General features: G+C 67.5%; 23 protein-coding genes. 16 read left to right on the top strand and 7 right to left on the bottom strand.

Going from position 1 to position 26,234, the window contains the following annotated elements; genetic code table 11:
• Positions 1 to 81 precede the first annotated feature (81 nt).
• Entirely contained in the window at positions 82 to 1,956 is a 1,875-nt protein-coding gene (locus KF907_RS02775) for an LTA synthase family protein (RefSeq protein WP_291217953.1), read from the bottom strand.
• A 429-nt stretch (positions 1,957 to 2,385) separates the two neighbouring features.
• On the opposite strand from KF907_RS02775, the gene coxB reads away from it, so the two are divergent.
• From coxB to KF907_RS02755, 4 genes are read left to right on the top strand one after another with little or no spacing between them, the layout of a single operon-like run.
• Positions 2,386 to 3,294, top strand: a complete 909-nt coding sequence (gene coxB / locus KF907_RS02770; RefSeq protein WP_291217951.1) for a cytochrome c oxidase subunit II — start codon at positions 2,386 to 2,388, stop codon at positions 3,292 to 3,294.
• Between the two features lie 28 nt (positions 3,295 to 3,322).
• Positions 3,323 to 4,942 (top strand): cytochrome c oxidase subunit I, encoded by a 1,620-nt coding sequence (gene ctaD / locus KF907_RS02765; RefSeq protein WP_291217949.1) that lies wholly within the window; start codon positions 3,323 to 3,325, stop codon positions 4,940 to 4,942.
• Positions 4,943 to 4,954: 12 nt separating this feature from the next.
• On the top strand, positions 4,955 to 5,557 hold the full coding sequence (locus KF907_RS02760; RefSeq protein ID WP_347252747.1) for a cytochrome c oxidase assembly protein: 603 nt from the start codon (positions 4,955 to 4,957) through the stop codon (positions 5,555 to 5,557).
• Positions 5,558 to 5,589: 32 nt separating this feature from the next.
• On the top strand, positions 5,590 to 6,462 hold the full coding sequence (locus KF907_RS02755; protein ID WP_291217945.1) for a cytochrome c oxidase subunit 3: 873 nt from the start codon (positions 5,590 to 5,592) through the stop codon (positions 6,460 to 6,462).
• Between the two features lie 84 nt (positions 6,463 to 6,546).
• Here KF907_RS02755 and KF907_RS02750 read toward each other — a convergent pair whose 3' ends face one another.
• The gene (locus KF907_RS02750) at positions 6,547 to 6,756 is read right to left on the bottom strand and encodes a twin transmembrane helix small protein (RefSeq protein WP_291217943.1); all 210 of its coding nucleotides are present in this window, start codon (positions 6,754 to 6,756) and stop codon (positions 6,547 to 6,549) included.
• A 57-nt stretch (positions 6,757 to 6,813) separates the two neighbouring features.
• Here KF907_RS02750 and KF907_RS02745 point away from each other — a divergent pair, with 57 nt between their 5' ends.
• The 4 genes from KF907_RS02745 to cyoE are packed head-to-tail and all read left to right on the top strand — an operon-like array spanning position 6,814 to position 10,191.
• The gene (locus KF907_RS02745) at positions 6,814 to 7,545 is read left to right on the top strand and encodes an SURF1 family protein (RefSeq protein ID WP_291217941.1); all 732 of its coding nucleotides are present in this window, start codon (positions 6,814 to 6,816) and stop codon (positions 7,543 to 7,545) included.
• Positions 7,545 to 8,093 carry a hypothetical protein gene (locus KF907_RS02740; RefSeq protein ID WP_291217939.1) on the top strand — a complete coding sequence of 183 codons (549 nt, stop codon included), beginning with the start codon at positions 7,545 to 7,547 and terminating at the stop codon, positions 8,091 to 8,093. Before KF907_RS02745 ends, KF907_RS02740 begins: the two co-directional genes overlap by 1 nt.
• A complete protein-coding gene (locus tag KF907_RS02735; protein WP_343214749.1) occupies positions 8,090 to 9,229 on the top strand; it encodes a COX15/CtaA family protein in 1,140 nt (379 codons plus the stop codon). Before KF907_RS02740 ends, KF907_RS02735 begins: the two co-directional genes overlap by 4 nt.
• A gap of 50 nt (positions 9,230 to 9,279) precedes the next feature.
• Positions 9,280 to 10,191: a heme o synthase gene (gene cyoE / locus KF907_RS02730; RefSeq protein ID WP_291217936.1), complete on the top strand. Its 912-nt coding sequence runs from the start codon at positions 9,280 to 9,282 to the stop codon at positions 10,189 to 10,191.
• 16 nt (positions 10,192 to 10,207) lie between these two features.
• Here the strand turns inward: cyoE and KF907_RS02725 are convergent, their stop codons facing one another.
• Entirely contained in the window at positions 10,208 to 11,197 is a 990-nt protein-coding gene (locus KF907_RS02725) for a bile acid:sodium symporter family protein (protein WP_291217934.1), read from the bottom strand.
• 260 nt (positions 11,198 to 11,457) lie between these two features.
• Between KF907_RS02725 and KF907_RS02720 the strand changes: the two genes are divergently transcribed.
• The 5 genes from KF907_RS02720 (at position 11,458) to KF907_RS02700 (ending at position 16,626) form a co-directional block, all read left to right on the top strand.
• The gene (locus KF907_RS02720) at positions 11,458 to 12,735 is read left to right on the top strand and encodes an MFS transporter (protein WP_291217932.1); all 1,278 of its coding nucleotides are present in this window, start codon (positions 11,458 to 11,460) and stop codon (positions 12,733 to 12,735) included.
• A 7-nt stretch (positions 12,736 to 12,742) separates the two neighbouring features.
• Positions 12,743 to 14,344 carry a phytoene desaturase family protein gene (locus tag KF907_RS02715; RefSeq protein ID WP_291217930.1) on the top strand — a complete coding sequence of 534 codons (1,602 nt, stop codon included), beginning with the start codon at positions 12,743 to 12,745 and terminating at the stop codon, positions 14,342 to 14,344.
• Positions 14,345 to 14,475: 131 nt separating this feature from the next.
• On the top strand, positions 14,476 to 14,997 hold the full coding sequence (locus KF907_RS02710) for a tetratricopeptide repeat protein (RefSeq protein ID WP_291217928.1): 522 nt from the start codon (positions 14,476 to 14,478) through the stop codon (positions 14,995 to 14,997).
• A 297-nt stretch (positions 14,998 to 15,294) separates the two neighbouring features.
• On the top strand, positions 15,295 to 16,173 hold the full coding sequence (locus tag KF907_RS02705) for a prephenate dehydrogenase (protein WP_291217926.1): 879 nt from the start codon (positions 15,295 to 15,297) through the stop codon (positions 16,171 to 16,173).
• Between the two features lie 36 nt (positions 16,174 to 16,209).
• On the top strand, positions 16,210 to 16,626 hold the full coding sequence (locus KF907_RS02700) for a DUF1801 domain-containing protein (protein ID WP_291217924.1): 417 nt from the start codon (positions 16,210 to 16,212) through the stop codon (positions 16,624 to 16,626).
• Between the two features lie 19 nt (positions 16,627 to 16,645).
• Here KF907_RS02700 and KF907_RS02695 read toward each other — a convergent pair whose 3' ends face one another.
• Both KF907_RS02695 and KF907_RS02690 read right to left on the bottom strand, forming a co-directional pair.
• Positions 16,646 to 19,552 (bottom strand): serine/threonine-protein kinase, encoded by a 2,907-nt coding sequence (locus KF907_RS02695; RefSeq protein ID WP_291217922.1) that lies wholly within the window; start codon positions 19,550 to 19,552, stop codon positions 16,646 to 16,648.
• The gene (locus tag KF907_RS02690) at positions 19,549 to 20,097 is read right to left on the bottom strand and encodes an ECF-type sigma factor (RefSeq protein ID WP_291217921.1); all 549 of its coding nucleotides are present in this window, start codon (positions 20,095 to 20,097) and stop codon (positions 19,549 to 19,551) included. The genes KF907_RS02695 and KF907_RS02690 overlap by 4 nt, the downstream gene beginning before the upstream one ends.
• Before the next feature lie 222 nt (positions 20,098 to 20,319).
• Between KF907_RS02690 and KF907_RS02685 the strand changes: the two genes are divergently transcribed.
• The 3 genes from KF907_RS02685 to KF907_RS02675 all read left to right on the top strand — a co-directional run bounded on the left by KF907_RS02685 (position 20,320) and on the right by KF907_RS02675 (position 24,124).
• The gene (locus tag KF907_RS02685; protein ID WP_291217919.1) at positions 20,320 to 22,734 is read left to right on the top strand and encodes an acyl-CoA dehydrogenase; all 2,415 of its coding nucleotides are present in this window, start codon (positions 20,320 to 20,322) and stop codon (positions 22,732 to 22,734) included.
• Positions 22,734 to 23,363: a DsbA family protein gene (locus tag KF907_RS02680; protein WP_472843820.1), complete on the top strand. Its 630-nt coding sequence runs from the start codon at positions 22,734 to 22,736 to the stop codon at positions 23,361 to 23,363. The genes KF907_RS02685 and KF907_RS02680 overlap by 1 nt, the downstream gene beginning before the upstream one ends.
• 104 nt (positions 23,364 to 23,467) lie before the next feature.
• Positions 23,468 to 24,124, top strand: coding sequence for a DUF4124 domain-containing protein (locus KF907_RS02675; protein ID WP_291217917.1), 657 nt, complete (start codon positions 23,468 to 23,470; stop codon positions 24,122 to 24,124).
• 102 nt (positions 24,125 to 24,226) lie between these two features.
• Here the strand turns inward: KF907_RS02675 and KF907_RS02670 are convergent, their stop codons facing one another.
• On the bottom strand, positions 24,227 to 24,730 hold the full coding sequence (locus KF907_RS02670; protein WP_291217915.1) for a methylated-DNA--[protein]-cysteine S-methyltransferase: 504 nt from the start codon (positions 24,728 to 24,730) through the stop codon (positions 24,227 to 24,229).
• Between the two features lie 17 nt (positions 24,731 to 24,747).
• Positions 24,748 to 26,211 (bottom strand): AlkA N-terminal domain-containing protein, encoded by a 1,464-nt coding sequence (locus KF907_RS02665; RefSeq protein ID WP_291217897.1) that lies wholly within the window; start codon positions 26,209 to 26,211, stop codon positions 24,748 to 24,750.
• Positions 26,212 to 26,234: the final 23 nt, after the last annotated feature.

Raw genomic sequence — 26,234 nt, 5'->3', positions numbered from 1 at the left:
AGGGCCAGGGCTCGGGTTGGACCTTCGGCGTAGGAGCCCCTGAACGGGCCCGTACCGGAAGATGGCGCGTGGGAACGGTACTCAGCGCGCCTGTTCTTCCTGCTCCAGCCGCTGAACCGAGATCTTCATCAGCAGCTCGGCCATGTCCTGGGCGACCTCGCCACGCTCGATGCGATCGCGGTGCACGGCGTTGGCGATGGCGGCCATGCGTTCCGGATGCGCGCCGCCGGTGACGCTGGCATCCCCGGCCAGGTCGATCCAGCCGGTGCCATCGGGAAAGTACACGTCGACGCGGCCACGCAGATCGCCGCGCGGGTGCAGCACCCAGGCCGGCGGCTGCGGATCGGGGCGCAGGAAGCTGCCCTGGTCCTCGCGGCGGCAGACCGGACCGCTGCCGGTCAGCTGGGCGAGCGAGGGCAGGAGGTCGACCTGCTGGAAGGCGCCGGCGATGGCGCCTTTCGGCAAGCCGCTCGGACCGACGACGACCATCGGCACACGCGCCAGTGCGCTGTCGCCATAGCGCTCCCATTCCTCACGCGTCACCGTCGTCATGCTGCGGTGGTCACCGACGATGAGCAGGATGCCGTTGTCGAAGAAGCCGCGCGCCTGCAGGGTTCGGTAGAAGTCGCCGATCGCTGCATCGGCGCGACGGAACAGGGCGGCCTCATCGAGCTTGCCCGATGCGCGGTCGAGGAAGGGCGGGTGGGTCTCCACCGTCAGCACGGCGGCGAACAGCGGGCGGGTGCGGTCACGTTCGTTGTCCAGCCACTGGATGACACGCTGGTACAGCACCTCGTCGGTGGCGGCATCGAAGATGCCGCGCGGCTTGCCTTCGTAGAACGGGCTCTCCGCGCCCTCGAAATGGCTCAGATGAAGACTTTTCAGCCACGGCTGCTTCTCCAGGAAGCCAAGGTTGCCGCTGGTGAAGAACGCCGTCTGGTAGCCGTGCGCGCCGAGTACCCCGCCGACGGAGTGCTCCGGGTCGCCGAACCCGGTGAACGGGTACAGGCTGAGGTAGCGGCCGACGGCCGGGACCGGCACGCGCCCGTCCATCAGCGCGATCAGGCCATGGTCGGTGGTGAAACCATTGGCGTGGAAAGCTTCGAACCAGGTGTTGGCGCGTGCGATGGCATCCAGTTGCGGCGTGAAACCACTGCCGCCGAGCAGGGCGCTGTGGTGGGCCGAAAGTGACTCGACCATCAGCAGGAGCACGTCCGGATGCCGTTCCTGCCCCATGTCGCACAGCACGGCCTGTGGTCGTTCCTGCGCCAGCATGCGCAACTTGAACGCTTCCGAGTACGGCTGGTTGATCCCGCGCATGCCGCTGAGCTGGACGATGTTCACGGCACTGTCGCGGAACACGTGGTCGCGTGCGGTCGCTGCCAGCCAGACACCGCAGGCGATCATCGCAATGCCCGACCCGAGCAGTGCCCGGGCCAGCCTGGGTGTGCGCGGCAGCGGGAACCAGAGCAGCACGAAGATGCCCGGGATCGCCACGGCGAGGTATGGCAAAGGACGATAGCCGCCGGCGGCCAGGGACTGGATGAACTGGGTGGTGGCGCGGCCCTCGCCACCGAACTTCAGCACGTCGCCCATGTGCAGGCGCAGGGTGAACAGGTCCAGCAGCAGGGTGTCCACCAGCATCACCAGGCCCAGCGCGAACACGGCGAACGCGCACACATGGCGCAGGATGCGCCAGCGCAGCAGCAGCCCGAGCGCCAGCACCAGGATGCCTGCGCCGGCCAGCCAGGCGTCGTTGCCCAGGCTTTGCCAGCGCACGCAACTGCCGCAATCGGCGAAGCCGCCATAGGTGCGCTCGACCACCAGCGCGCGTGCCCACGGCACCAACATCAGCAGCAGCACCACTCCGGTGATGCCGGCGATGCCGAGCCGATGACCGCACGTGGCCGTTGCCCGGCGTGCTGCGGATCCGAGATTTCCGAGGGGGGGGCTCACGATGCGCGAGGTCTCGCCAGAGTGGCTTCCGAGATGCGGCGGGGGCGCAAGTGTAGATGAGGGGACGAGGGGCGAGGGTTCGGGTTGAACATTCGCCGCAGGAGTCCCCTTCAGGGGCGATGCTTTCCCCCGGCGTCGCGACATCCGATCGCCCGTGCACGGGCTCCTGCGGGGGAATCGCCGATCCGCCGCCTGCTCCAGTACGTCGCGCCATGCACGCGGCAGTACGTCGCGCCATGCACGCGGCGCGGCGGTGTCCGTCCGGGCCTCGTCCTTGCCGCTGCCAAGCACGCTCCACTATCATCCGATAGTTCCACGCCCGGCGTTTCGACGGATGCCGGGCAGGGCCGCGAGGCGCAGCCCCGGGGAAGAAGGCGTGTCACCCGCGTTCCGCGCGGGCTCCGATGGTTTCCATTCAAGGTGATGGCAATGACGTCAGTTGGGATCCCGCGAATCCGCCGCGCGCTGGCCGCGTCGGCCGTGCTGCTGTCGGCGTGTCTGGCGAACGCGGCGGCCTGGGCAGCCAACCCGCAGCCCTGGCAGCTCAACATGACACCGGGTGTGACCGAGACTTCGGCCGATGTGCATTACCTGCACATGGCGATCCTGTGGATCTGCGTGGTCATCGGCGTGGTCGTGTTCAGCGCGATGTTCATCGCCATGTTCCGCTTCCGCAAGTCGAAGGGCGCGGTGCCGGCCAAGTGGAGCCACAGCACGAAGCTCGAGGCGGCCTGGACGATCGTCCCGGTGCTGATCCTGATCGGCAGCGCCTGGCCTGCGACCAAGGTCCTGGTGCGCATGGCCGATACCAGCGAGTCGGAGATGACGGTCAAGATCACCGGCTACCAGTGGAAGTGGCGTTACGAGTACGTCGACTACTACGGCAGCAATCCGGGCATCAACTTCATCTCGAGTCTGGAAGCGCAGTCCAACCGCGTGCGCCAGCTCGGCTCCGGCCTCGATCCGCGTTCGGTCAAGTCCGGCGACTACGCCAGTTATCTGCTCGACGTCGACAAGCCGCTGGTACTGCCGGCCGGCGTCAAGGTGCGTTTCGTGATCACCGCCGACGACGTGATCCACGCTTGGTGGGTGCCCGCCCTCGGCTGGAAGCAGGACGCCATTCCCGGCGTCATCAATTCGACCTGGACCAAGGTCGACCAGCCCGGCATCTACCGCGGCCAGTGCGCCGAGCTGTGCGGCAAGGACCACGGCTTCATGCCGATCGTCGTCCGTGTCGTGCCGAAGGCCGAGTTCGAGCAGTGGATGACCGAACAGGCGCCCGCGCCTGCCGCGGCCACGGCTGCCGCCACCGCTCCGACGACGGCCCCGCAGGGCTGATCCAGACATCGCAATCGAGGTTGAGGCCATGGCCCACGCTGCCGTCCACGACGATCACCACGACCACCACGCCGCGCCGCAGGGTTTCCTTGCGCGCTGGGTGTTCGCCACCAATCACAAGGACATCGGTACCCTGTACCTCGTGTTCTCGCTGCTGATGTTCTTCGTCGGCGGCTCGATGGCGATGATCATCCGCGCGGAACTGTTCCAGCCGGGCATGCAGCTCGTGGAACCCGAATTCTTCAACGAAATGACCACGATGCATGCGCTGGTCATGATCTTCGGCGCGGTCATGCCGGCCTTCGTCGGCCTCGGCAACTGGATGATCCCGCTGCAGGTCGGTGCGCCGGACATGGCGCTGCCACGCATGAACAACCTGTCGTTCTGGATCCTGCCGTTCGCGTTCTTCATGTTGCTTTCCACGCTGTTCATGCCGGGGGCCGGCCCGCAGGGTGGCTGGACGCTGTACCCGCCGCTGTCGATGCAGGGTGGTCACGCGGTGGCGTTCGCGATCTTCGCCATCCACCTGATGGGCATCAGCTCGATCATGGGCGCGATCAACATCATCGCGACCATCCTCAACATGCGCGCGCCGGGCATGGATCTGCTGAAGATGCCGATCTTCGTCTGGTCGTGGCTGATCACCGCGTTCCTGCTGATCGCGGTCATGCCGGTGCTCGCCGGCGCGGTAACCATGCTGCTCACCGACAAGTACTTCGGCACGAGCTTCTTCAACGTCGCCGGCGGCGGCGACCCGGTGATGTTCCAGCACATCTTCTGGTTCTTCGGGCATCCCGAGGTCTACATCATGATCCTGCCGGCGTTCGGCATCGTTTCGGAAATCATTCCGACGTTTGCACGCAAGCCGCTGTTCGGCTATCAGGCCATGATCTACGCGATCGCCTCGATCGCCTTCCTCTCGTTCATCGTGTGGGCGCACCACATGTTCACCGTCGGCATGCCGCTCGGCGGCGAGCTCTACTTCATGTACGCGACGATGCTGATCGCGGTGCCGACGGGCGTGAAGGTATTCAACTGGGTCACCACGATGTGGGAAGGCTCGATGACGTTCGAGACGCCGATGTTGTTCGCACTGGCCTTCGTCATCCTGTTCACGATCGGCGGTTTCTCGGGCTTGATGCTCGCGATCGTACCGGCCGACTTCCAGTACCACGACACCTACTTCGTGGTTGCCCACTTCCACTACGTGCTCGTCACCGGCGCGGTGTTTGCGATCATGGCCGGCGCCTATTACTGGCTGCCGAAGTGGTGCGGCAACATGTACAGCGAGCGCTGGGGCAAGATCCATTTCTGGTCGAGCGTGATCTCGGTCAACGTGTTGTTCTTCCCGCAGCACTTCCTCGGCCTGGCCGGCATGCCGCGGCGCATTCCCGACTACAACGTCGCCTTCGCCGACTTCAACATGATCTCCTCGATTGGCGGCTTCTGGTTCGGCGCGAGCCAGCTCCTGTTCGTCGGCGTGATCGTGCACGCGGTGTTCTTCTCGAAGAACCGCGCGACCCAGCAGGTCTGGGAGGGTGCGCGCGGTCTCGAGTGGACGGTGCCGTCGCCGGCCCCGCACCACACTTTCGAGACGCCGCCGGTCATCGACGATTCGATGCTGGCCCACGGCGATGTAAGTCACTGAGTTGTTGATCCCATGAGTCACAACGTGGCCCAGACGAAACAACGCGACGTGCGCGGACTGGCGAAGGTCGCCGGTACCGTCGTGCTGGCGTCGTTCCTGTTCGGCTTCGCCATGGTGCCGCTGTACCGCATTGCCTGCGAACACGTGCTCGGCATCAAGCTGGCCGGCGATGTCGTTGCCCAGGAGACGGTCGCTGCAATGGAAGTTGACGTTTCACGCACGGTCGCCGTCGAGTTCGTGGCGGGCGTCAACAGTCGCCTGCCGTGGGAGTTCGCTCCCGAAGTGTCACGGATCGAGGTCCATCCGGGCGCGCTGACCGAGGTCTGGTTCGATGCGACCAACACGGCCGGTTCGGCGATCGTCGGCAATGCCGTGCCGAGCGTGGCGCCGAGTTCTGCCTCGCTGTACTTCAACAAGACCGAGTGCTTCTGCTTCACCGAGCAGAAACTCGATGCCGGCGAATCACGTCGCATGCCGGTGCGTTTCGTCGTCGATCCGCGCCTGCCGGCCGACGTCAGGACGCTGACGCTGTCCTACACGTTCTACGAAAACGAGATCGCGACGCGGCGCCTCGCCGCGACCGCACACGCTTCGCCAAGCCTGGCGCAACACTGACGCACCCACCCATCGAACCGGGGCCGACCACCATGGCGCATTCCAAAGACCTCTACTACGTCCCGCACGGCAGCATGTGGCCGATCGTGGCCGCCGTCGGCATGTTCCTCACCGTCATGGGGGCCGCGCACTGGATCAACGGCGACACGGGCCTGCTCGCACAGCCGACCATGTTCCTCGGCCTCGCTGTTGTCGTCTTCATGTTCTTCGGCTGGTTCGGCTCGGTCATACGTGAATCGGTCGGTGGGCTGTACAACCGTCAGGTCGACATCTCGTTCCGCATGGGGATGATGTGGTTCATCTTCTCGGAAGTGATGTTCTTCGCCGCGTTCTTCGGCGCGCTGTTCTACGCGCGCGCTCTGTCGGTGCCGTGGATCGGTGGCGAGGGTCATGGCGCGGTGACCAACGAGTTCCTCTGGCCAGGCTTCACGCCGGCCTGGCCGACCAACGGCCCCGGCAACGTCGGCGGCAGCTTCGAGACGATCCCGGCGTGGGGCATCCCGCTGCTCAACACCCTGCTGCTGCTGGCCTCGGGCGTGACCATCACGCTCGCCCACCACGCCCTGCGTGCCGGTCAGCGCCGTGCGCTGGTGCTGTGGCTGGCCGCGACGATCACGCTCGGCGTGATCTTCCTCTATTACCAGGTGCACGAGTACGCCGAGGCGTACAACCACCTCAACCTGACCCTCGGCAGCGGCATCTATGGCTCGACCTTCTTCATGCTGACCGGCTTCCACGGCATGCACGTCACCCTCGGCGTCATCATGTTGACGGTGATCCTGTTCCGCTGCCTCAAGGGCCACTTCACCCGCGACAACCACTTCGGCTTCGAAGCCGTCGCCTGGTATTGGCATTTCGTCGACGTGGTGTGGCTGGGGTTGTTCGTGTTCGTCTACGTGCTTTGAGAGCAGGGAGCGGGGCATGGCTGAAGTCGGAGCACGTGAGCGTCGCCGCAGCTGACCGTTCCCCATGCTCCATTCCCGCCTGCTCTAGCCACCCACCCCATGCGGCTGGATCACGCCCGTGGCGATGCCGATGATGACGAGCACGATGAGAAGGACCGACAGGCCGATGCGGCGGGTCAGGGCCTTGACGGTGCGGTCGCTGCCGCCCTTGTCGGTCATCATGTAGTACAGGCCGGCGCCGAGGTTCCAGACGATGGCGACCAGGAACACGATGATGATGATCTTGCCGGCCATGCATGGGCTCCGTTGCGGACGGCAGGATCCGTCCGGTCGCGCAGTATAAGCTCCGTCGTGGCGCGTCACTGGACTTCGCCGTCGTGGTTTGCGCTGGTCCTGCTGCTGGCTGGACTCGGCGTGTTCATCACGCTGGGCTTCTGGCAGCTCGACCGCGCGCACGAGAAGGACGCATTGCTCGACGCGTTCGCCGCCGATGCGGCGCAGGCGCCGCTCACCCTGGCCGATGCGCGTCGCCGCGCCGCTTCCATGCCGTATCCGCGTGTGCGCGTACACGGCCGCTACGATCCGTTGCGCAGCTACCTGCTCGACGATCAGGTCCGGGACGGTCGTCAGGGGCTGCTGGCCTGGGCCGTGTTCGAGCCGGATGGAGGCGGACCGGCGTTGCTGGTCAATCGCGGCTTCGTCGCGCGCGGCAGCGACGGCAAGCAGCCGGTGCTGCCGGCGGTCGAAACAGGAGAGGTGGAACTGAGCGGTCTGTACGCGTCGCCGCCGGGCGGGGGGCTGCGCCTCGGCGGCAATGCCCTGCCGCGGCAGTCACGCTGGCCGAAGTCGACGATCTACATCGACACGGCGGAAATCGCCCAGGACATCGGTCGCGCCGTCGACACGCGCGTGCTGTTGCTCGACGCCGATCCGGCTTCGGGCTTCATGCGCGCCTGGACGCCGCAGATCATCCCGCCCGAGCGGCATCGTGGCTATGCCCTGCAATGGTTCTCCTTCGCCATTGCCGCGATCGTCATCTTCATCGTGCTGCACTGGCGGCGCGCATCCAACGGATCCAAATGATGCAACAGCGCAATCGCAAGCGGTTCCAGCTGATCCTGATCGCCTCGTTGTTCTTCCTGCCGATGCTCATCGCCGGCTTGCTCGTGGCCAGCGGTTGGGTACCCGACGCGCGCAGCCACGGCGAAGGCATCGTCCCACAGCGTTCGTTCGACGGCATTGCGATCGCGCTCGGTGACGGAGAGTTGCTGCAATGGAAGGACCCCGACTGGCGCTGGAGCGTCGTCGCCCTGCCGGGCCGCCGTTGCGGCGACGCCTGTCAGCAACAACTCGACCTCGTGCATCGCGCGCGCGTCTCGCTGAACCAGAACGCGATGCGCGTGCGCCTGCTCTATGTCGGCGAACCTCCCGCCGGCGACGCGGCGGAGACGCTCCTGTCCGCATGGCAGATCGGCCGTGACGTCGATGCACGTCTGGCCGAATGGACGCCCGATGTCGACGACGGCCTCGCCATCGTCCTGGTCAAGCCCGACGGCACGGCCCTGATCGTCTATCGCAACGGCTTCGATGCGAGTGGCCTGCGCAAGGATCTCGCCAAGGTGACCAAGTGAGCCTGATCCCGTCCTCGTGGCCGGCGCGCTTGGCTTGCGCCGCTGCCGCGCTAGCGCTCTGTGTCAGTGTGTTCGGCGCCTTCGTGCGGCTCTCGCATGCGGGCCTGTCCTGCCCGGACTGGCCGACCTGCTATGGCCAGGCGACCTGGCCCGGCCATGAACACGAAGTCGTCGCCGCCAACGCCCAGTTCGATCGCCCGGTCGAATCGCACAAGACCTGGCGCGAGCAGGGTCATCGCATGGTCGCCGGCACGCTCGGCCTGCTGATCCTGGCGGTTGCCGTGAGCAGCGCCTGGCGACAACCGCGCGTGCTCGCACTCGTGGCGATCGCCGCGCTCGCCGCGGCGGCGGCTGTCGTTGCCTGGATGCGCGGCGCGACTACCCTGTCCGCGGTGCTGTCGGTCGTGGCGCTCGCTGCGCCCGTGCTCGGTGCTTGGCTGCTGGACCGACCTGCGGCATGGCGCATCGGTGTGGGTGTGCTCGCCGTCGTCATCCTGCAGGCCATGCTCGGCATGTGGACGGTGACCTGGCTGCTCAAGCCTGTCGTCGTCATGGGCCACCTGCTCGGTGGGCTGACCACGTTCGGTCTGCTCGCCTACGTCGGCCTGCGCTGGTCCGGCATCGGCGCCGAAGACGCACGCCATGTGCAACTGCGTCCATTGATCGTGATCGCACTGGTCGTGCTTGCCGTGCAGATCGCACTCGGCGGTTGGACCAGCGCGAACTATGCCGCCCTCGCCTGCGGCAACACGTTTCCGACCTGCCTCGGCCAATGGTGGCCGCCTACCGATTTCCGCGAAGCTTTCGTGCTCTGGCGCGGCATCGGGGTCGACTACGAAGGCGGTGTGCTCGACGGCCCGGCACGCGCGGCGATCCAGATCGCGCATCGCATCGGCGCGGTCGTCGCATTCCTGTATATCGGCTGGCTCAGCGGCCGCCTCGTGCGCGCGGGTCTGCGCACGAGTGGACGCGTGCTTGGCACTTTGTTGCTGGTGCAAGTCGCGCTCGGCATCGGCAACGTCGTGCTGATGCTGCCTCTTGCCGTTGCCACCGCGCATGTCCTTGTCGCCGTGCTGCTGCAGTTCATGTTGATCCTGGCCTTTGCGCGCACGCAGCCGCGCATGACCGTGGCTTGACCGACGCGAGCGCGCGGCCAACACTCCACGCCCCCTCCCTTGGCGCGACCATGACCTCCCTTGCCAGCCAGTACCTCGAACTGACCAAGCCGCGCGTGGTCGCCCTGATCGTGTTCACCGCGATCATCGGCATGTTCCTCGCGGTGCCAGGCTGGCCGCCCCTGCGCCAGTCGGTGTTCGGGTTCATCGGCATCTGGCTGGCTGCCGCTTCGGCAGCGGCGATCAATCACCTGATCGATCAGCGCATCGACCGCGTGATGGCGCGCACCTCGCATCGACCGCTGCCGACCGGCAGCCTGACCCCGACCCAGGTGCTCGCCTTCGCGATCGCGCTCGGCGCGCTGTCGATGGCGATCCTCATTGCGCTGGTCAATCCGTTGACCGCAGTTCTGACTTTCGCCTCGTTGATCGGCTATGCGGTCGTCTACACCGCCTTCCTTAAGCGTGCCACGCCGCAGAACATCGTCATCGGCGGTGCCGCCGGTGCCGCTCCGCCGCTGCTCGGCTGGGCCGCGGTGACCGGCGAAGTGCATCCGTACGCGCTGCTGCTGTTCCTGATCATCTTCGTATGGACCCCGCCGCATTTCTGGGCTCTGGCGATCTTCCGGCGCGAGGACTACTCGCGCGCGCAGGTGCCGATGCTGCCGGTCACGCATGGCGTCACCTACACGCGCTGGCATGTGCTCGCCTATACGATCCTGCTCGTCATCGTCACCGTGCTGCCGTATCTGACCGGCATGAGTGGGCTTTTCTATCTCGGCGGGGCGCTTGTGCTCGGCGCAGGTTTCCTCTGGTACGCCGTGCGCCTGCTGAACCCACCGGACGAATGGTTCGCGATGAAGGTGTTCAACTATTCCATCATCTACCTGATGGCGCTGTTCGCCTTCCTGCTCGCTGACCACTATCTGATGCCGCAGGCGCTGGCGCCGGTACCGGCAATCCGTTTCGATCCCGCAGGTTGAATCCGCCGGCTTTCGCTCAGCCGCGATCCGCTGCCTGGCGTGACCAGTGTTGCGCCAGCATCGCACAGGCAATGAGCTGCAACTGATGGAACAGCATGATCGGCAGCAGGATCACGCCGATCATCGGGTCGCCGGCGAACAGGACCTTGGCGATCGGCACGCCGCTGGCGAGGCTCTTCTTTGAGCCACAGAACACCAGCGCTATCGTGTCACCACGCGCGAAGCCGAGCAGGCGACCAGCCGCCTGCGTGGCGAACAGCACCAGCGCGAGCAGCACCAGCGCGACGATGCCCACCACCACCAGGGCCATCGGCGACACGCGCTGCCACAGACCTTCGGCCACCGATGCGCTGAAGGCGACATAGACCACCAGCAGCACGGTTGCGCGATCGCTGATCGCCAGCAGATGGCGCCTGCGCTCGACGAAACCGGCCAGGAGTGGCCGCAGCGCATGGCCGCACACGAACGGCGCAAGCAGCAGCAAGGCGATCTTGCCGACCGCATCGAGTGGCGAGGTCGTGTCACCATGCGTGGCCACCATCAGGGATACCAGCAGCGGCGTCAGGAAAACGCCAAGCAGGTTCGACAGCGATGCGCTGCACACCGCCGCGGCAACGTTGCCGCGTGCGATCGCGGTGAAGGCGATCGATGACTGAACGGTCGAGGGCAGGGCGCACAGGAAGAGGACACCGAACGCGAGCTCGTCTGTCAGCCATGGCCGTGCCATCGGCAGGACGACGAATCCGAGCAGTGGAAACAACACGAAGGTGCATGTCAGCACGGTCAGGTGCAGGCGCCAGTGCACCAGGCCGGCGATGATCGCCTCGCGCGGCAGGCGCGCGCCGTACAGGAAGAACAGCAGGGCGATGCCGACGTTGGTTGCGACGCCGGCCAGCACTGCCGCATCGCCTCGCACCGGAGCGAAGCTGGCCAGCACGACGGCCGCGACCAGGGCCAGCAGGTAGGGATCGAACAGCGAACGCAAGCGGTGGTCCTCGATCGGCAACAGGTGTGCGGTTCCCCGTCACTCCGCACGCGGAGCAACCCCGTTCGTCACGGCAAGCAAGCACGGGAAACGGCCGCAGGCAACGGCTGCAGGAAATAGCTACAGCCGCGAGGCTCCCTTCCCACACCCCGCAAAAGCGAAAGCATCACCCCTGAAGGCGTTTCCCACAAGGCCAGGCTCCACTCACCCGATGCACAACCCCGTGCGCACACCCTGCACCAATGCTATACAGCGCCGGCCCTTCCCGCCGAGAATGACCGATGACGCCGCCCGCCGACCACGCCCTTCGCCGCGGCGACGTGCGTACCCTCGTGCTCGCCGCACTCGGCGGCGCGCTCGAGTTCTACGACTTCATTATCTTCGTGTTCTTCGCGGCGGTGATCGCTCAGGTATTCTTTCCGCCCGACCTGCCCGAATGGCTGCGTCAGCTGCAGGCGTTCGGCATCTTCGCCGCCGGATATCTCGCGCGTCCGCTTGGCGGCATCATCATGGCCCACTTCGGCGACCGCGGCGGGCGCAAGCGCATGTTCATGCTGAGCGTGCTGCTGATGGCCGTGCCGACCTTGCTCATGGGCCTCCTGCCGACCTATGCCGACATCGGTCTTGCCGCACCGTTGTTGCTGCTCGGGCTGCGCATGTTGCAAGGCGCGGCAGTCGGCGGCGAGGTGCCGGGAGCATGGGTGTTCGTGTCCGAACACGTGCCGCCGTCGCGCGTCGGTTTCGCCTGCGGCACCCTGACCGCGGGTCTCACCTTCGGCATCCTGCTCGGCTCGCTCGTCGCCAGCGGCGTCAACGCGACGTGGACGAAGGATGAGGTGCTGGCCTGGGCCTGGCGCATCCCGTTCGTGCTTGGCGGCGTGTCGGGCCTGCTCGCCGTATGGCTGCGCCGCTATCTCGCCGAGACGCCGGTGTTCGAGGAAATGCGCCGGCGCCGTGCGCTGGTCGAAGGTCTTCCGTTGCGTCGCGTGCTGGCTGGCTCGGGGCGCGAAGTCGCCACCTCGATGCTGCTGACCTGGATGCTCACCGCCGGCATCGTCGTGGTGATCCTGATGACCCCGACCTTGGTGCAGAACCTCTTTGCCATCGTCCCGGTCGATGCCGCGCGCGCGAACAGCCTGGCGACCTTCATGTTGGTCATCGGCTGCATTGCCTACGGCCTCGGCGCCGACCGCTGGGGCTATCGCCGCATGCTGCTCATCGGCGCCTTCGCAGTCGCCGCGACCACGGCTCTGCTGTACATGGGCACGCGCGCCGCGCCGGAACGCTTCGCCACGTTCTATGCAATCGCCGGCTTCGCTGTCGGCGTGGTCGGCGTCGTCCCGACCGCCATGATCCATGCTTTCCCACCACCGATCCGCTTCTCCGGCATCTCATTCGCCTACAACATCGCCTACGCGATCTCCGGCGGCCTTACCCCACTCGCCGTCGCCACCTGGATCCGGCATGAGCCGAATGCGGCGGTGTACTACGTGGTGCTGGCGTGCGTGGCGGGGGTGATCGGGACATGGTTTGGCGTACGTCGCCCATCGCGCGGATAATCCGTCGATGACCCACGACACCAGGTCCTTCGACGCCCTCATCATCGGCGCCGGCCACAACGGCCTCGTCTGTGCGGCGTATCTCGCCAAGGCGGGGTTGAGGGTCTGCGTGCTCGAACGCCGCGGTGTGGTCGGCGGGGCGGCGGTGACCGAGGAGTTCCATCCGGGGTTCCGCAATTCGGTTGCGGCGTACACGGTGTCGCTGCTGCAGCCGAAGGTGATCCGTGACCTCGACCTGCACGCGCATGGCCTGCGCATCGTCGAGCGTCGGCGCAACAACTTCCTGCCGCGACCGGATGGGTCGTATCTGCTGACTGGTGGCGGGCAGACCCGGGACGAAGTGGCGAAGTTCTCCCGGCGCGATGCCGAGCGCCTGCCGGAGTACGAACGGCGCCTCGATGCGATTGCCGATGTATTGCGCGCGCTTGCGCTCGAGCCGCCGCCGAACGTCACCGATGGCGGATGGTGGAAGGCGTTGCCCGAGCTCGTGCGCGCCGGCAAACTGGGCAAGCGCCTGCATGGGCTCGATGCCTCGCTACGCCAGGAACTGCTGGACCTGTTCACCATCTCGGCGGCGGAATACCTCGACCGCTGGTTCGAGAGCGAACCGATCCGCGCCGTGCTTGGCTTCGACGGCGTGGTCGGCAATTTCGCCAGCCCGTACACGCCGGGCAGCGCCTACGTGTTGCTGCATCACGTGTTCGGCGAGGTCAATGGCATCAAGGGCGCCTGGGGCCATGCGATCGGCGGCATGGGCGCGATCACGCAGGCGATGGCCAGGGCCGCGCTTGCGGCCGGCGCGGAAATACGCACCGATTGCGGTGTGCGCGAAGTAGTCGTCGAGGGCGGTCGCGCGGTCGGTGTCGTCACCACGCAGAGCGACGTGCTGCGCGCGCGCGCGGTCGTAGCCAACGTCAATCCGAAGCTGCTCTACGAACGCCTGCTCGCATGCGATGTCGTGCCGGCGCCGACGCGCGAGCGCATGGCGAACTGGCGCTGCGGCTCCGGCACGTTCCGCATGAACGTCGCACTGGATCGCCTGCCGGACTTCACCGCATTGCCGGGCGAGGGTGACCACCTGACCGCCGGCATCATTCTCGCGCCGAGCCTCGACTACATGGACAGGGCCTGGCGTGACGCTGTCGCAAGCGGTTGGTCACGTGAGCCGATCGTCGAAATGCTGATCCCGTCCACGCTCGACGATTCGCTCGCGCCACCCGGAAAACATGTCGCCAGCCTGTTCTGCCAGCACGTCGCGCCGGTGCTGTCGGGCGGGCGTTCATGGGATGAGCATCGCGAGGAAGTCGCCGACCTGATGATCGCCACGGTCGACCGCTACGCACCGGGCTTTGCCGCCAGCGTCGTTGGTCGCCAGATCAAGAGTCCGCTCGACCTCGAGCGCGACTTCGGCCTGATCGGCGGCGACATCTTCCATGGCGCGCTCAGCCTCAACCAGTTGTTCAGTGCCCGCCCGATGCTCGGCCAGGCCGGCTATCGCGGTGCGTTGCCGGGCCTCTACCTCTGCGGTGCAGGCACGCATCCCGGTGGCGGCGTCACCGGCGCGCCGGGGCATAATGCCGCGCGCGTGCTCATCAAGGATCTCGCCTGAAAGGTTGCATGCGGAATGGAACAGAGAAGGCTTTCGGTTCCCCGCTTCGCAGGGGCAGGAAGCTGATGCCGCAAGTACGTTCTGAAAGAACTCGATAGCTACCAACAAGAACTGCCTCAAAGGAGGATTGCATGAAGAAGTCCTGGCTCGTTGCAACCGGTGTCCTCGTATTCGTGTTTGGTGTCGGTACCGGCATGGCCGCGAAGAAGACGCTCGATGCGAACACGTACACCGGCATGGAGAAGACGGCGGCCGGCAAGGCCCTGCTGACCGAAGCGCTCGCGCAGGCCGGCAAGGGCAGTTGGGAACGCATCGGCGTCGGGCGCGTGTACCTGCTCGCCGGAATGAAGGAGGAGGCGAAGGCGATCTTCGACGCCGTGCTCGTCAAACCCGACGCCAGCGACATCCTGCGCATTGCACGCGCATACCGCGAGGCCGGAGACTGGCAGAGCGCCAAGCCGCTGTTCGATCGATTTGCTGCCGAGAACCCGAAAGACCAGAACGACATCGCCGAGATCGGCGCCTACATGATGCTGGCCGGCGACCGTGCTCGTGCCGAGGCGCTGTTCGCGCAGTCGTTCTCCCGTGGGGAATCGATCTGGGCAACGCTTGCGGCGGCGGCGGGATATCTCGGGGTTGTGCCGCAGGATTGAGGTGCATGGTATGCCAGTCGGCCTCCGGGTCGGAGGAGATCGAGCGGGGTGATGCAGGGCTGAATCTGCGTGCGTTACCCTGACTCGAGATACTCGACCCAGCGGCGACCCTTGTCCACGGTACGCGCGGCGAAGTTTCGTTCCGACGCATGGCCGGCACGACGGTTCCCTCCGTCGCGCCGGCCCCTCACTTCATCGTCACCGGTTGTTTCAGCACGCCATCCAGAGCGCCGAACACGGTGAGCTTGTCGACCTTCCCGGTCCGAAACCCGAACGACCACGACACACGACAATCGCATGTTCCACACCATCGCCCTTTTCGGCACCGGCCTGATCGGTGGTTCGTTCGCGCTGGCGCTGCGGCGTCGGCATCCGGCGACGCGGATGGTCGGTTTCGATCGCGATCTCGATGCCGCGCGCCGCGCGCTCGAGCTTGGCGTCATCGACACGATTGCTGCCGATGCGGCCGAAGCGGTGCGCGATGCCGATCTCGTGTTCCTGGCCGTGCCGGTCGCGCAGGTCCCGAGCTTGCTGGGGGGGATCGTCGATGGCTTGCGCGACGATGCGCTGATCACCGATGCCGGCAGTACCAAGGGCGATGTCGTTGCTGCGGCGCGCGCCAAGCTCGGACCGCGCATCGAGCGGTTCGTGCCGGGGCACCCGATCGCGGGGCGCGAGGTGCATGGACCCGATGCGGCACTGGCGACGCTCTACGACGGGCGCGCCGTGATTCTGACGCCGCTGGCCGAGAACGCACCACAGGCAATCGCGCGCGTGCAGGCGCTGTGGGCGGACTGCGGAGCGCGCGTGACGACGATGCCGGTTGCGCAGCATGATCGTGTACTGGCTGCGGTCAGTCATCTGCCGCACATGCTCTCGTATGCGCTGGTCGCACAGATTGTCGACAGTGCGGATGCTGCACTCAAACTTGGCCTGGCCGGTGCCGGCTTCCGCGATTTCACACGGATTGCGGCAAGCAGCCCGGAGATGTGGCGTGACGTCGCCCTGGCCAATCGAGAGGCCCTGTTGGCCGAACTCGATGACTACATCGCGCTGGTGGCGGGCCTGCGCGCTTCGATCGCCGGCAGCGATGGCGAGGCACTTGAGGCCCTGTTCGACAAGGCCAGCCGTGCGCGCTCGGCCTGGAAGCCCGCCGGGCCGGACGTGTCGGCATAGCGTCGCGGCCGTGTGCCAGCCTGCGCGAGGGAATCCATGATTGCCAACACGATCGTCGCCACCGATGCCGGCGTCGAGGCCTATCTCGCTGCGATTGAAGACCCCAAGCGCCGCGCCGACTGCGATGCCATCGTCAAGCTCATGCGCGCGGTGACGAAGAAGCCGCCGGTGATGTGGGGCAGCAGCATCGTCGGCTTCGACAGTTACCACTACCGCTACGACAGCGGTCGCGAAGGCGACTGGTGCGTGACCGGCTTTTACTCACGCAAGGGCGACATCAGCGTGTACCTGGTCGCTGCGGGGCCGAAACAGGAATCCCTGCTGGCCAAGCTCGGCCGCTACAGGATCGGCAAGTCCTGCCTCTACCTGCGCAGCCTCGCCGATGTCGATGTGAAGGTGCTGCGCGAACTCGTCGAGGATTCCGTGGCCGAGGTGAAACGACGCCACGGTTGATCGCCTCGTGGGAGCGGTTTCAGTCGCGATCACTGTCCATCGCTGCGCGGTCCTCGCGCAACCTGCGCGGCACATACGGCAATGTGGCGATCAGTGCATCGGCACGGGCGATGGCGTCCCCCGACGGTTGGCTGCCCGCATGCAGGCAGCTCGCGAGCAGTAGTTCGGCGCTGGCCTGCTCGGGGCGCAGCGCGCTGCCGCCGCGGGCGAGGGCGGCGATCACGACGGGCAGGTGTTCGACAACTCGGAGGCAGTCGCCGTCGGCGGCGGCGATGCGTTGCGCGACGAGGTGCACGCGCGCGGTGCGCGGGTCGAGCGTGGCCGGATCTTCAGGAAAGACGACTTCGCCGAGCGTGCCGCGCGCTTCGCCGGGCTTGCCGGCGCGCAGCAGGTGCTCGGCCAGCGCGGCACGCGCGAGGCGTGCATCGGCATGTTCGGGTCCGAACGCGGCCTCGAGCACATCCTTCGCGCGGCGTTGTTCGAGCAGCGCATCGGCATCGCGGCGCTGTTCGACGAGCACGCCGGCCAGGCCGAAACGGGCGACACCGGCGAGGTAGTGGTCCGCACCGAGCGCGGCTTCGGCGGCGGCGAGTGCGGCCTGCTGGTCGCGTGCGGCCTCGTCGATGCGGCCGATGCTGCGCTCGATGCCGGCGAGGTTGCCGAGCATCGTCGCAACCGTCGGATGCGCCTCGCCCCAAGCCGTGCGTGCGACCGCGAGCGCCTCGCCCAGGCGCGTGATGGCGGCATCGTGGCGGCCCTGCGCGTAGTCGAGCATGGCCAGCGAGTTGAGGCTGCTGGCGACATCGGGATGGTGTTCGCCGAGTGCGGCGCGTTGGGTGACGAGCGCTTCCTCGTAGAGCGTGCGCGCGGAGGCGGTGTCGCCGAGGCGTTGCCTTGCCACGGCGAGGTCGAAGCGGCTTTGCGCGACATCGGGATGGCGTGCGCCGAGCAGGAGCGTGCGCGTGCGCAGCGCCCCGTCGAGCAAGTCGGCGGCTTCCTTCGCATTGCCGCGCTGGATCAGGACGACCGCGAGATCGTGTTCGAGGCCGGCGGTCAGCGTATGCACATCACCATGCACGTCGCGCGCCCGTACGAGCGCATCGCGCAGGGCCTCCTCGGCGCGATCGAGATCGCCGGCACGGAAACGCACGCGGCCGAGCGCGGCGGTGTCGCGCAGCAGCAGGTCGGCATCGTCGCGGTCGGCGGCCAGGGCCTCGGCGAGCAGGGCCAGCGCAGCGTCGGGATGGCCGCGCTCGGCCAGCAGTTCGGCAAGACGCACGCGTGCGCCGGCCTTCGCGCGCGCGTCCGGCGCTTCGGCCAGGGCCGAACGCAGCGCACTTTCGGCTTCGTCGAAATGGCCTTGCGCGGCGAGCACGTTGGCCTGCTCGAACGCCGCCGCATGGCGCGCGGCCGGATCGCTGGCAACGGCGTGCGCGCGCGTGGCCAGCGCGGCGGCGCGATCGAGCGCACCGAGCTGGCGCCAGGCACCGGCCAGCACCGTGCTCAACTCGGCTTCCAGTTGCGGCTGCTGCGCGAGCGTTTCGGCCAGGCGTGCCTCGCCGCGTTCGAGCAGTTCGCGCGCACCGACCTCGCGGCCGCGGCTTTCGTCGGGCGTGACGCCGGAGAACAGGGCCAGCACGAAATGCTTTGCCGCATCGGCGCGCGCGGCTTCACGTAGCGCCTGCGTGGCGGCTTCGCGCGCGTTGCGTGATTCATTGACGGTGGCGACGATGCCGGCGGCGAGGCTCAGCACCAGCAGCACGGCGAGCGCGCTTGCGGCACGATGTCGGCGCAGGAAACGCGCGAAGCGATAGCCCGGCGATGGTCGCCGCGCGAGCACGGGACGTTGCGTGCGGTGTCGGCGAAGATCCTCCGCGAAGGCCTCGACGCCGGCGTAGCGTCTTGACGGGTCGCGTGCGAGCGCGACCGCAAGCACGGTGTCGAGATCGCCACGCAGGCGTCGCACAAGCGCGCGTGCGTTCGACGAGCGCGCGGTGGCGAAAGCCTGCGCATGCGTATCGGCGGCGAACAGCGCCGACGGCAGGCGGATGTCGCCATCGCCGTAGCGCTGCGGACGCAGGCCGGTCAGCAGCTCGTGCAGCAGCACGCCGAGCGCGTAGACGTCGGTCGCCGTGGTGATCGCGCCGCCGTCGAACTGTTCGGGCGCCGCATAGGCCGGCGTCAGCCGGCGCAGGCCGGTGCGTGTCGCCTCCGTGCGCGTGCTCGGGTCGAGCAGGTGGGCGATGCCGAAATCGAGCAGGCGTACGCGGCCGCCGTCATCGACCAGGATGTTGGCCGGCTTGAGGTCGCGGTGCACGACCAGGGCGCGATGCGCATGCGCGACCGCCGCGCAGATGTCGTCGAACAGGGCGAGGCGCGCGTCGACGTCGAGCCGGCGCGCGTCGCACCACGCCGTCAACGGTTCCCCGTCGACGTACTCGAGGGCGAACCACGGCACGCCGTCGTCATCGAAACCGCCGTCGATCAGGCGCGCGATGTGCGCGTGTTCTAGGCGCGCGAGGATGCGCCGCTCGCGGCGGAAGCGTTCCCGCTCGGCCGGATCGCGCACGCCGCTGCGCAGCAGCTTGAGGGCGACGCGCTGCACGTAGCCATCGACCTCGCGCTCTGCAAGGAACACGCTGCCGCTGCCACCCTCGCCGAGCAGGCGCACGATGCGATAAGGGCCGACGATCTGTGGCCACGCCACCGGCGGCGCGTCCTCGAGCAGGGCGCGGGTGACGCGGCCGTCTTCATCGTCGAGGATGCCGGCCGCGGATTCGTGCGCGAGCAGGTCGAGCAGGGCCGTGCGCAGTTCGTCGTCGATGGCGAGCGTGGCGATGACGGCCTCGCGTTCATCCGGCCCGGCGTCGAGCACGCGGTCGAGCAGCGGGGCCAGTTCCGCCCAGCGCGCCGCCGCGGGATTCATGCTGCCGTCTCGATCGCCGTGTGCAGGAACAGGCGCGCCTTCTGCCAGTCGCGCACCACGCTGCGCGCGGTGATGCCGAGCACGGCGCCGGTCTCCTCGACCGACAGGCCGGCGAAGAAGCGCAGCTCGACCACGCGCACGAGGCGCGCATCGACTTCGGCGAGCTGGCTCAAGGCGGCATCGAGTGCGAGCATCTCGCCGGCGATGGTTTCGGCCGGAATCGACTCGGCTTCGCGATCGAGCGGCAGCTTGCTGCCGCCGCGCTTGGCCGCGCCGCGCCTGCGGGCGTGGTCGACCAGGATGTGGCGCATCGCGATCGCCGCGTAGCCGAGGAAATGCGCGCGGTCTTTCCAGACAGGGTCGGCGCCCTGGGCGAGATTGATCCAGGCTTCGTGGACGAGCGCAGTCGTGTTGAGCGTGTGCGCGCCTTCCCCGGAAAGCTGGCGATGCGCCATGCGGCGCAGGCGTTCGTACACCTCGGGCATGAGGCGTTCGATGCCCGAGGCCGCCTCGGGTCCCGGATCGCGCTGATCTACGACAGGCATGGTCGGTATGGTAGCGCGGCGGTTGCGCAGCGGTGCAGCGATGCAATCGGCAAGCGCAACGTGACGTGGCGCACGCAATGCAATGCCCCTACTGAAGGGCCTCCTGCGGCGTGCGCTTGTCCCGGAGCCCGTTCACCGGCCATCGGGCCGGCGAAGATCTGCACGCACGCTCCCGGCGCCACCACGGCGGGGCATAATCCGGCGGTCGACGGAGGAATCGCCATGTGGATCGCCATCGTTCTCGCCGTGCTCGCATTCCTCGTGCTGGCCTTTCGCGGCCTAGGTTTTCTTGCCTGGCTGGTTGGTGCCGGCATCGTGCTGGTCGGCTGGCGCGTGAGCGGCATCGAATCGCCGCTCGTGTTCCAGAGCGTCGTCATCACGCTCGTCGTGATCGCCGTGCTGTTCGGCCTGCCGCCGCTCCGGCGCCAGCTCGTCACGCGCTTCGCGATGCCGCGTTTTGCACGGGTGCTGCCGCGTCTCGGTGAGACCGAGCGCATTGCGCTCGAAGCCGGCACGGTGTGGTGGGATGCCGAACTCTTCTCCGGCATGCCGGACTGGCGCAAGCTGCTCGACTTCACTCCGCAAGCGCTCAGCGACGAGGAACGCGCCTTCCTCGACGGGCCGGTCAACGACTTCTGCGCGCGTCTCGACGACTGGGACATCCACCAGCAGCGCGACCTGCCGCCGGACATCTGGGCGCTGATCCGCGAGTACCGCCTGTTCGGACTGATCATCCCGAAGGAATACGGCGGCCACGGTTTTTCGGCGATCGCGCAGTCGCGCATCGTCACGCGCATTTCCAGCCGCTCGGTGACCGCGGCGGTGACGGTGATGGTGCCGAACTCCCTCGGTCCTGGCGAGTTGCTCATGCACTACGGAACCGATGCGCAGAAACGGAAGTATCTGCACCGCCTGGCCGAGGGTATCGAGATTCCGTGCTTCGCATTGACCGGCCCCGAGGCCGGTTCGGATGCCGCGGCCACGCAGTCCGAGGGTATCGTCGAGAAACGCACGATCGATGGCGTCGAAGTGCTCGGCGTGCGTTTCAACTGGAAGAAGCGCTACATCACGCTGGCCCCGGTGGCGACCCTGATCGGCCTCGCCTTCCGCCTCAAGGATCCGCAGCGCCTGATCGGCGAGGTCGAGGATCGCGGCATCACCTGTGCGCTGATCCCGCGCGACACGCCGGGTGTGGAGATCGGTTTGCGCCACGATCCGATGGGCGTGCCATTCCACAACGGGCCGATCGTCGGCAACGACGTGTGGGTGCCGTTCGACGCGGTGATCGGCGAACACGCCGGTGTGGGCAATGGTTGGCGCATGTTGATGGAATGCCTGGCCGCGGGTCGTTCGATCTCGCTGCCGGCGCTCAGTGTCGGCGCCGCGCAGATGGCCACGCGCATCTGCGGCGCCTACGCGACCGTGCGCGAACAGTTCGATACGCCGATCGGCCGCTTCGAGGGCATCGAGGAACCGCTCGCGCGCATCGCCGGCCTGACCTACCTGATGACGGCGACGCGCACGCTGACCTGCGGCGCGCTCGACGCCGGCGAGAAACCGGCCGTGCTCGGCTCGATCGCCAAGGCTTATCTCACCGAAGGCATGCGCACCGTGGTCAGTGATGCCATGGACATCCGCGCCGGCAGCGCGATCCAGCGCGGCCCGCGCAACACGCTGTCGCGCGCATGGGCGGCGGTGCCGATCGGCATCACGGTCGAGGGCGCCAACATCCTCACGCGCTCGATGATCATCTACGGCCAGGGTGCGATCCGCTGCCATCCCTTCGTCGAGAAGGAGATCAACGCGGTCGCCGCGAACGACCTCGCCGCCTTCGACCGCGCGCTTTTTGGCCACATCAACCTCGTCGTCACGCGCTCGGTGCGCGCGCTGCTGCTGGCCCTGACCGGCTCGCGTATCGCCGCGCCGCCGCCGGCGCTCGACACCGCGCGCTGGTACCAGCACTTGTCGCGCCTGTCGGCGGCGTTCACGATCCTTTCCGACACCGCGATGGGCACGCTCGGCGGTTCGCTGAAGCGGCGCGAAAAAATCTCGGGCCGCCTCGCCGATGCACTGGCCTATCTCTATCTCGCCTCGGCCGCGCTCAAGCGCTACCACGACGAGGCCAAGACCACGGCCAACCTCGCCCTCGCGCGCTGGTCGGTCGAAACCTGCCTGCATCGCGTGCAAGAGGCCATGCTCGGCGTGCTCGAAAACCTGCCGATGCGCCCGGCCGCATGGCTGCTGCGCGTGCTGATCTTCCCGCTCGGCGCGCGCTTCCGCCCGCCATCGGACGAGATCGGCCGGCGCGTCGCGCGCGACATCCTCGAGGACCGCGAGGCGCGGCGCACGCTGACCTGCGACGTGTTCGTGCCGCCGCCCGACGAACCGGGCCTCGGCACGCTCGAAGCCGCCCTCGACATGGCCGTCGGCGCGCTGCCGATCGAAACCAAGCTGCGCGACGCCGTGCGCGCCGGCACGATCGACCGCGCGCCAGGTCACATGCTCGACGAACTCGGCCTTGACGCCGGCGTCATCACGCAGGACGAATACGACCGCCTCAACGAAGCCCGCGACGCCCGCGACGAAGTCATCCAGGTCGATGCCTTCGACCCGGAAACCTACAAGACCCTGCACTGATGAGCGCCACCTGGTATTTCGACTTCATCTCGCCGTTCGCCTACCTGCAGTGGCCCAAGCTGCTCGCCCTGCGCCAGCGTGTGGCGATCGTGCCGCGGCCGATCGTGTTCGGCGCCGTGCTCGCCCATCATGGGCAGCTCGGGCCGGCCGAGATTCCGGTCAAGCGCGAATTCACCTATCGCACGGTGCAGTGGCGCGCCGAACGCGAAGGTGTTGCCCTGCGTTTTCCGCCGACTCATCCGTTCAATCCGCTCGCCGCCCTGCGCCTCGCCGTCGCCTGCGGTTCGTCGTGGCCGGCGATCGAGGCGATCTTCATGCACGTCTGGGCGCATGGTCGCGCCGGTGACAGCGCCGATGCCCTGCGCGAGGTCGGTGCCGCGCTCGGCGTGGGCGATGTCGAGGCAGTGATCAATGCCGCCTCAGTCAAGGAGGAACTGCGCACGAACACCGAGGCGGCGATCGCCGCCGGCGTATTCGGCGTGCCGACGCTCGCACTCGACGGCCTGCTGTTCTGGGGCGACGACGCCACGCCGATGATCGAAGATCATCTCGCCGACCGCGCGCGCTTCACGCATGGCGAGTACGCGCGCATCGCAGCCTTGCCCGAGGGTGCGCGACGCCGGTCATGAGTGCCACGGTGACCGCGTTGCCGCCCTTGCCGGGACCGGGGTCACCGACGGGCCTGCGGGAAGGGCACCGGCATGCGCTTTATCTTGCGCGCGCAGCGCGTAACATGGCGCCTGTGAAACGACTCCTCATTCTCGTGGGCATCGGTGGGCTGGCGTCGTCGGTGGCTGCCGTCGAGATCGTCCGCTGCACGACCGCGGATGGCGAGGTGCGCTACCAGGATCGGCCGTGCGCGGCAGGCGAGGCCGTGCACAGGATCCAGCTCGTCGACGATCCGCCGCAGGCATCGACGTCCACCACGCCGCAGCGCAACGAAGCCGAGGATGTGGGGCAGCCTGTTGCAGCGATGCCGGGCGCCGCGGCATTGGCACCGACGATGCCCTCATCGTGGCTGTGCCGACGCGGGGATGGTTCGCGTTATCTCAGCGACACCGGCATCGGTGAACGGCGTGCGGTGCCGCTTGCGATGCTCGGCGTGCCGGGGCGCAGCCTCGCGGATGCCTATGGCCCTGGTGGTGCCGGTGTGTCGGCGCCGGGCCTGCGCCAGCCGGGCATCGATCGATCAGCCGATGCGCAGATCGGGGCTGCCTATGTCTGGGTCGAGGATGCCTGCGAGCCGGTCGATGCTGGTGCAGCCTGTCGTTTCCTCGAAGGCGAGATCGATGCCGCCGAATACCGCCTGCGCCGCGCGTTCAGCGACACCTCGGCGCAGGTCCGCGCGGAGATCGCCGCTCTGCGCGAGCGTGCGGCGGCGTGCCGGTAGACGTATCTGTCGAGCGAAACGGCTTTGGCCGTGATGCTCTGTCTGTACCACGCCTCAAGGAATGAGCATCACGGCCAAAGCCGTTTCCCACGGGCGCCTCGTTTACGACGGAAAGAGGGAAGGCTGCGACACGGCCGCATGCCGACGTTCGTGATCGAGCAGGAAACGCTTCGCCTCGAGACCGCCGCCGTAGCCGGTCAGCGAGCCACTTGCGCCGATCACGCGATGGCAGGGCACGATGATCGGCAGCGGGTTGGTGCCATTGGCGAGGCCGACTGCACGTGAGGCGGTGGGTTGGCCTATGCGCCGTGCGAGTTCGGCGTAGCTGATCGTTTCGCCATAGGGGATCGTCGTCAGCGCCTCCCATACGCGCAACTGGAACGGCGTGCCGCGCGCGGCAAGGGGCAGATCGAAGGCCTGCAAACGGCCGGCGAACCAGGCATCGAACTGGCGGCGTGCTTCATCGAAGCGTCGCGTGTCGCGCTGCCAGTCCGCGGGAATCATGAATGGACGGCGTGATTCCGGCAGGCCGATGAAGGTCAGGGCACGCCCATCGCCGGCGAGCAGGATGCGGCCGATCGGGCTGTCGATGTGGTCGTAATACATGGGTGGATTCCTGGAGATCAGGCAGCGCTGCGCCAGAGCAGCATGACCGCATAGGCACGCCAGGGCCGCCAGGCCTCGGCGCGGGTTTCCATGGCGCGTTCCGACACGGGCTTGCCGTCGCCGGCCAGCTTGCGCAGCACGAGGTCGCCGGCCGGGAATGCATCGGGCTGTGACAGCGCACGCATGGCGATGTAGTGCGCGGTCCAGGCGCCGATGCCGGGCAGGGCGGCCAGCCGCGCAACGAAGTCGGTCAGGGTCTGCTCGGCACCGAAGCCGATGCGGCCATCGAGTGTGGCCTGGGCGATCGCGCGGATTGCGGTGGCACGTGCGCGCGGCAGGCCGATCGCTTCGATGTCGGCCTCGGCGAGTGTCGATGGCGACGGGAACAGTGCGCCGAGGCCGAACGCGGCGGATTCGGGATGCGCCGTTCCATGGCGTTGGACCAGTCGTGCGGCCAGTGTGCGTGCGGCGCCGACGCTGACTTGCTGCCCGAGCACCGCACGCACGGCAAGCTCGAAGCCGTCCCAGGCGCCAGGCAGACGCTGGCCTGGCCAGCGTTTCACGAGTGGACGCAGCCAGGCATCACCACGCAACTTGGCAGCGATCGCGCGCGGATCGGCGTCGACGTCGAACATGCGGCGCACGCGCGCGACCAGCGCGCCGAGTGCCGGTGCGGCTGCGCCGTGTACGCGCAGGCGCAGGGCATCGCGATGCGGTGATGCGTCCACTTCGATCATCGCGCTGCGGCCGTCGACGATGACGCTGCGTCGGTAGGTGCTCGCATCAACGATCTCGACCCCGGGAATCGCGCGGCGTGCGTAGAACGCAAGCAGGGCCCGGAAATCGTAGGGGGGCCGATAAGGCAACGTCAGTTCGATTGCCGCGGCAGTCGTGCGAGCAGGTTGGCGCGTGCGCCGGAAATCGCGCGGTGGCCTGCCGTAGGCGGCGACGAAGGCAGCATTGAATCGACGCACGCTCGCGTAGCCCGCGGCGCCGGCGATCGTGGTGACCGGCATCGCCGTCTCGATGAGCAACTGTTTGGCGAAAAGCAGCCGGCGCGTGGCGGCGACATCGAGCGGGCTCGCGCCGAGTTCTTCGGCAAACAGACGACGCAGATGGCGTTCGCCCACGCCGATGCGTGCGGCCAGCGTGGCCAGAGGCGCGTCGTCGAGTGCGCCGTCTTCGATCAGACGCAAGGCCGCGCGCACCAGCTCGCTGCGCGCACGATGCAGGGGTGAGCCCGGCGCCGCTTCTGGGCGGCAGCGCAGGCAGGGACGGAAACCCGCGGCGCTGGCCGCGGCGGCGCTTGAGAAATAGACGATGTTGCGTTCATGCGGGGTCGGCGCCGGGCAGACCGGACGGCAATAGATGCCGGTCGTCCTGACCGCAGTGAAGAACAATCCGTCGAAGCGCGCGTCGCGGGTCAGCCGTGCCTGTTGGCAGATGGCGGCGCTGAATGGCGGGGCGGTGGCGGGTTCCATGGACGCAATCTAGCAGGCGCCGC

It is taken from the genome of Dokdonella sp. (genome assembly GCF_019634775.1).
GTDB lineage: Bacteria > Pseudomonadota > Gammaproteobacteria > Xanthomonadales > Rhodanobacteraceae > Dokdonella.
The sequence above is the reverse complement of the archived record's forward strand: the minus strand, read 5'-3'. Positions and strand labels throughout refer to the sequence as shown.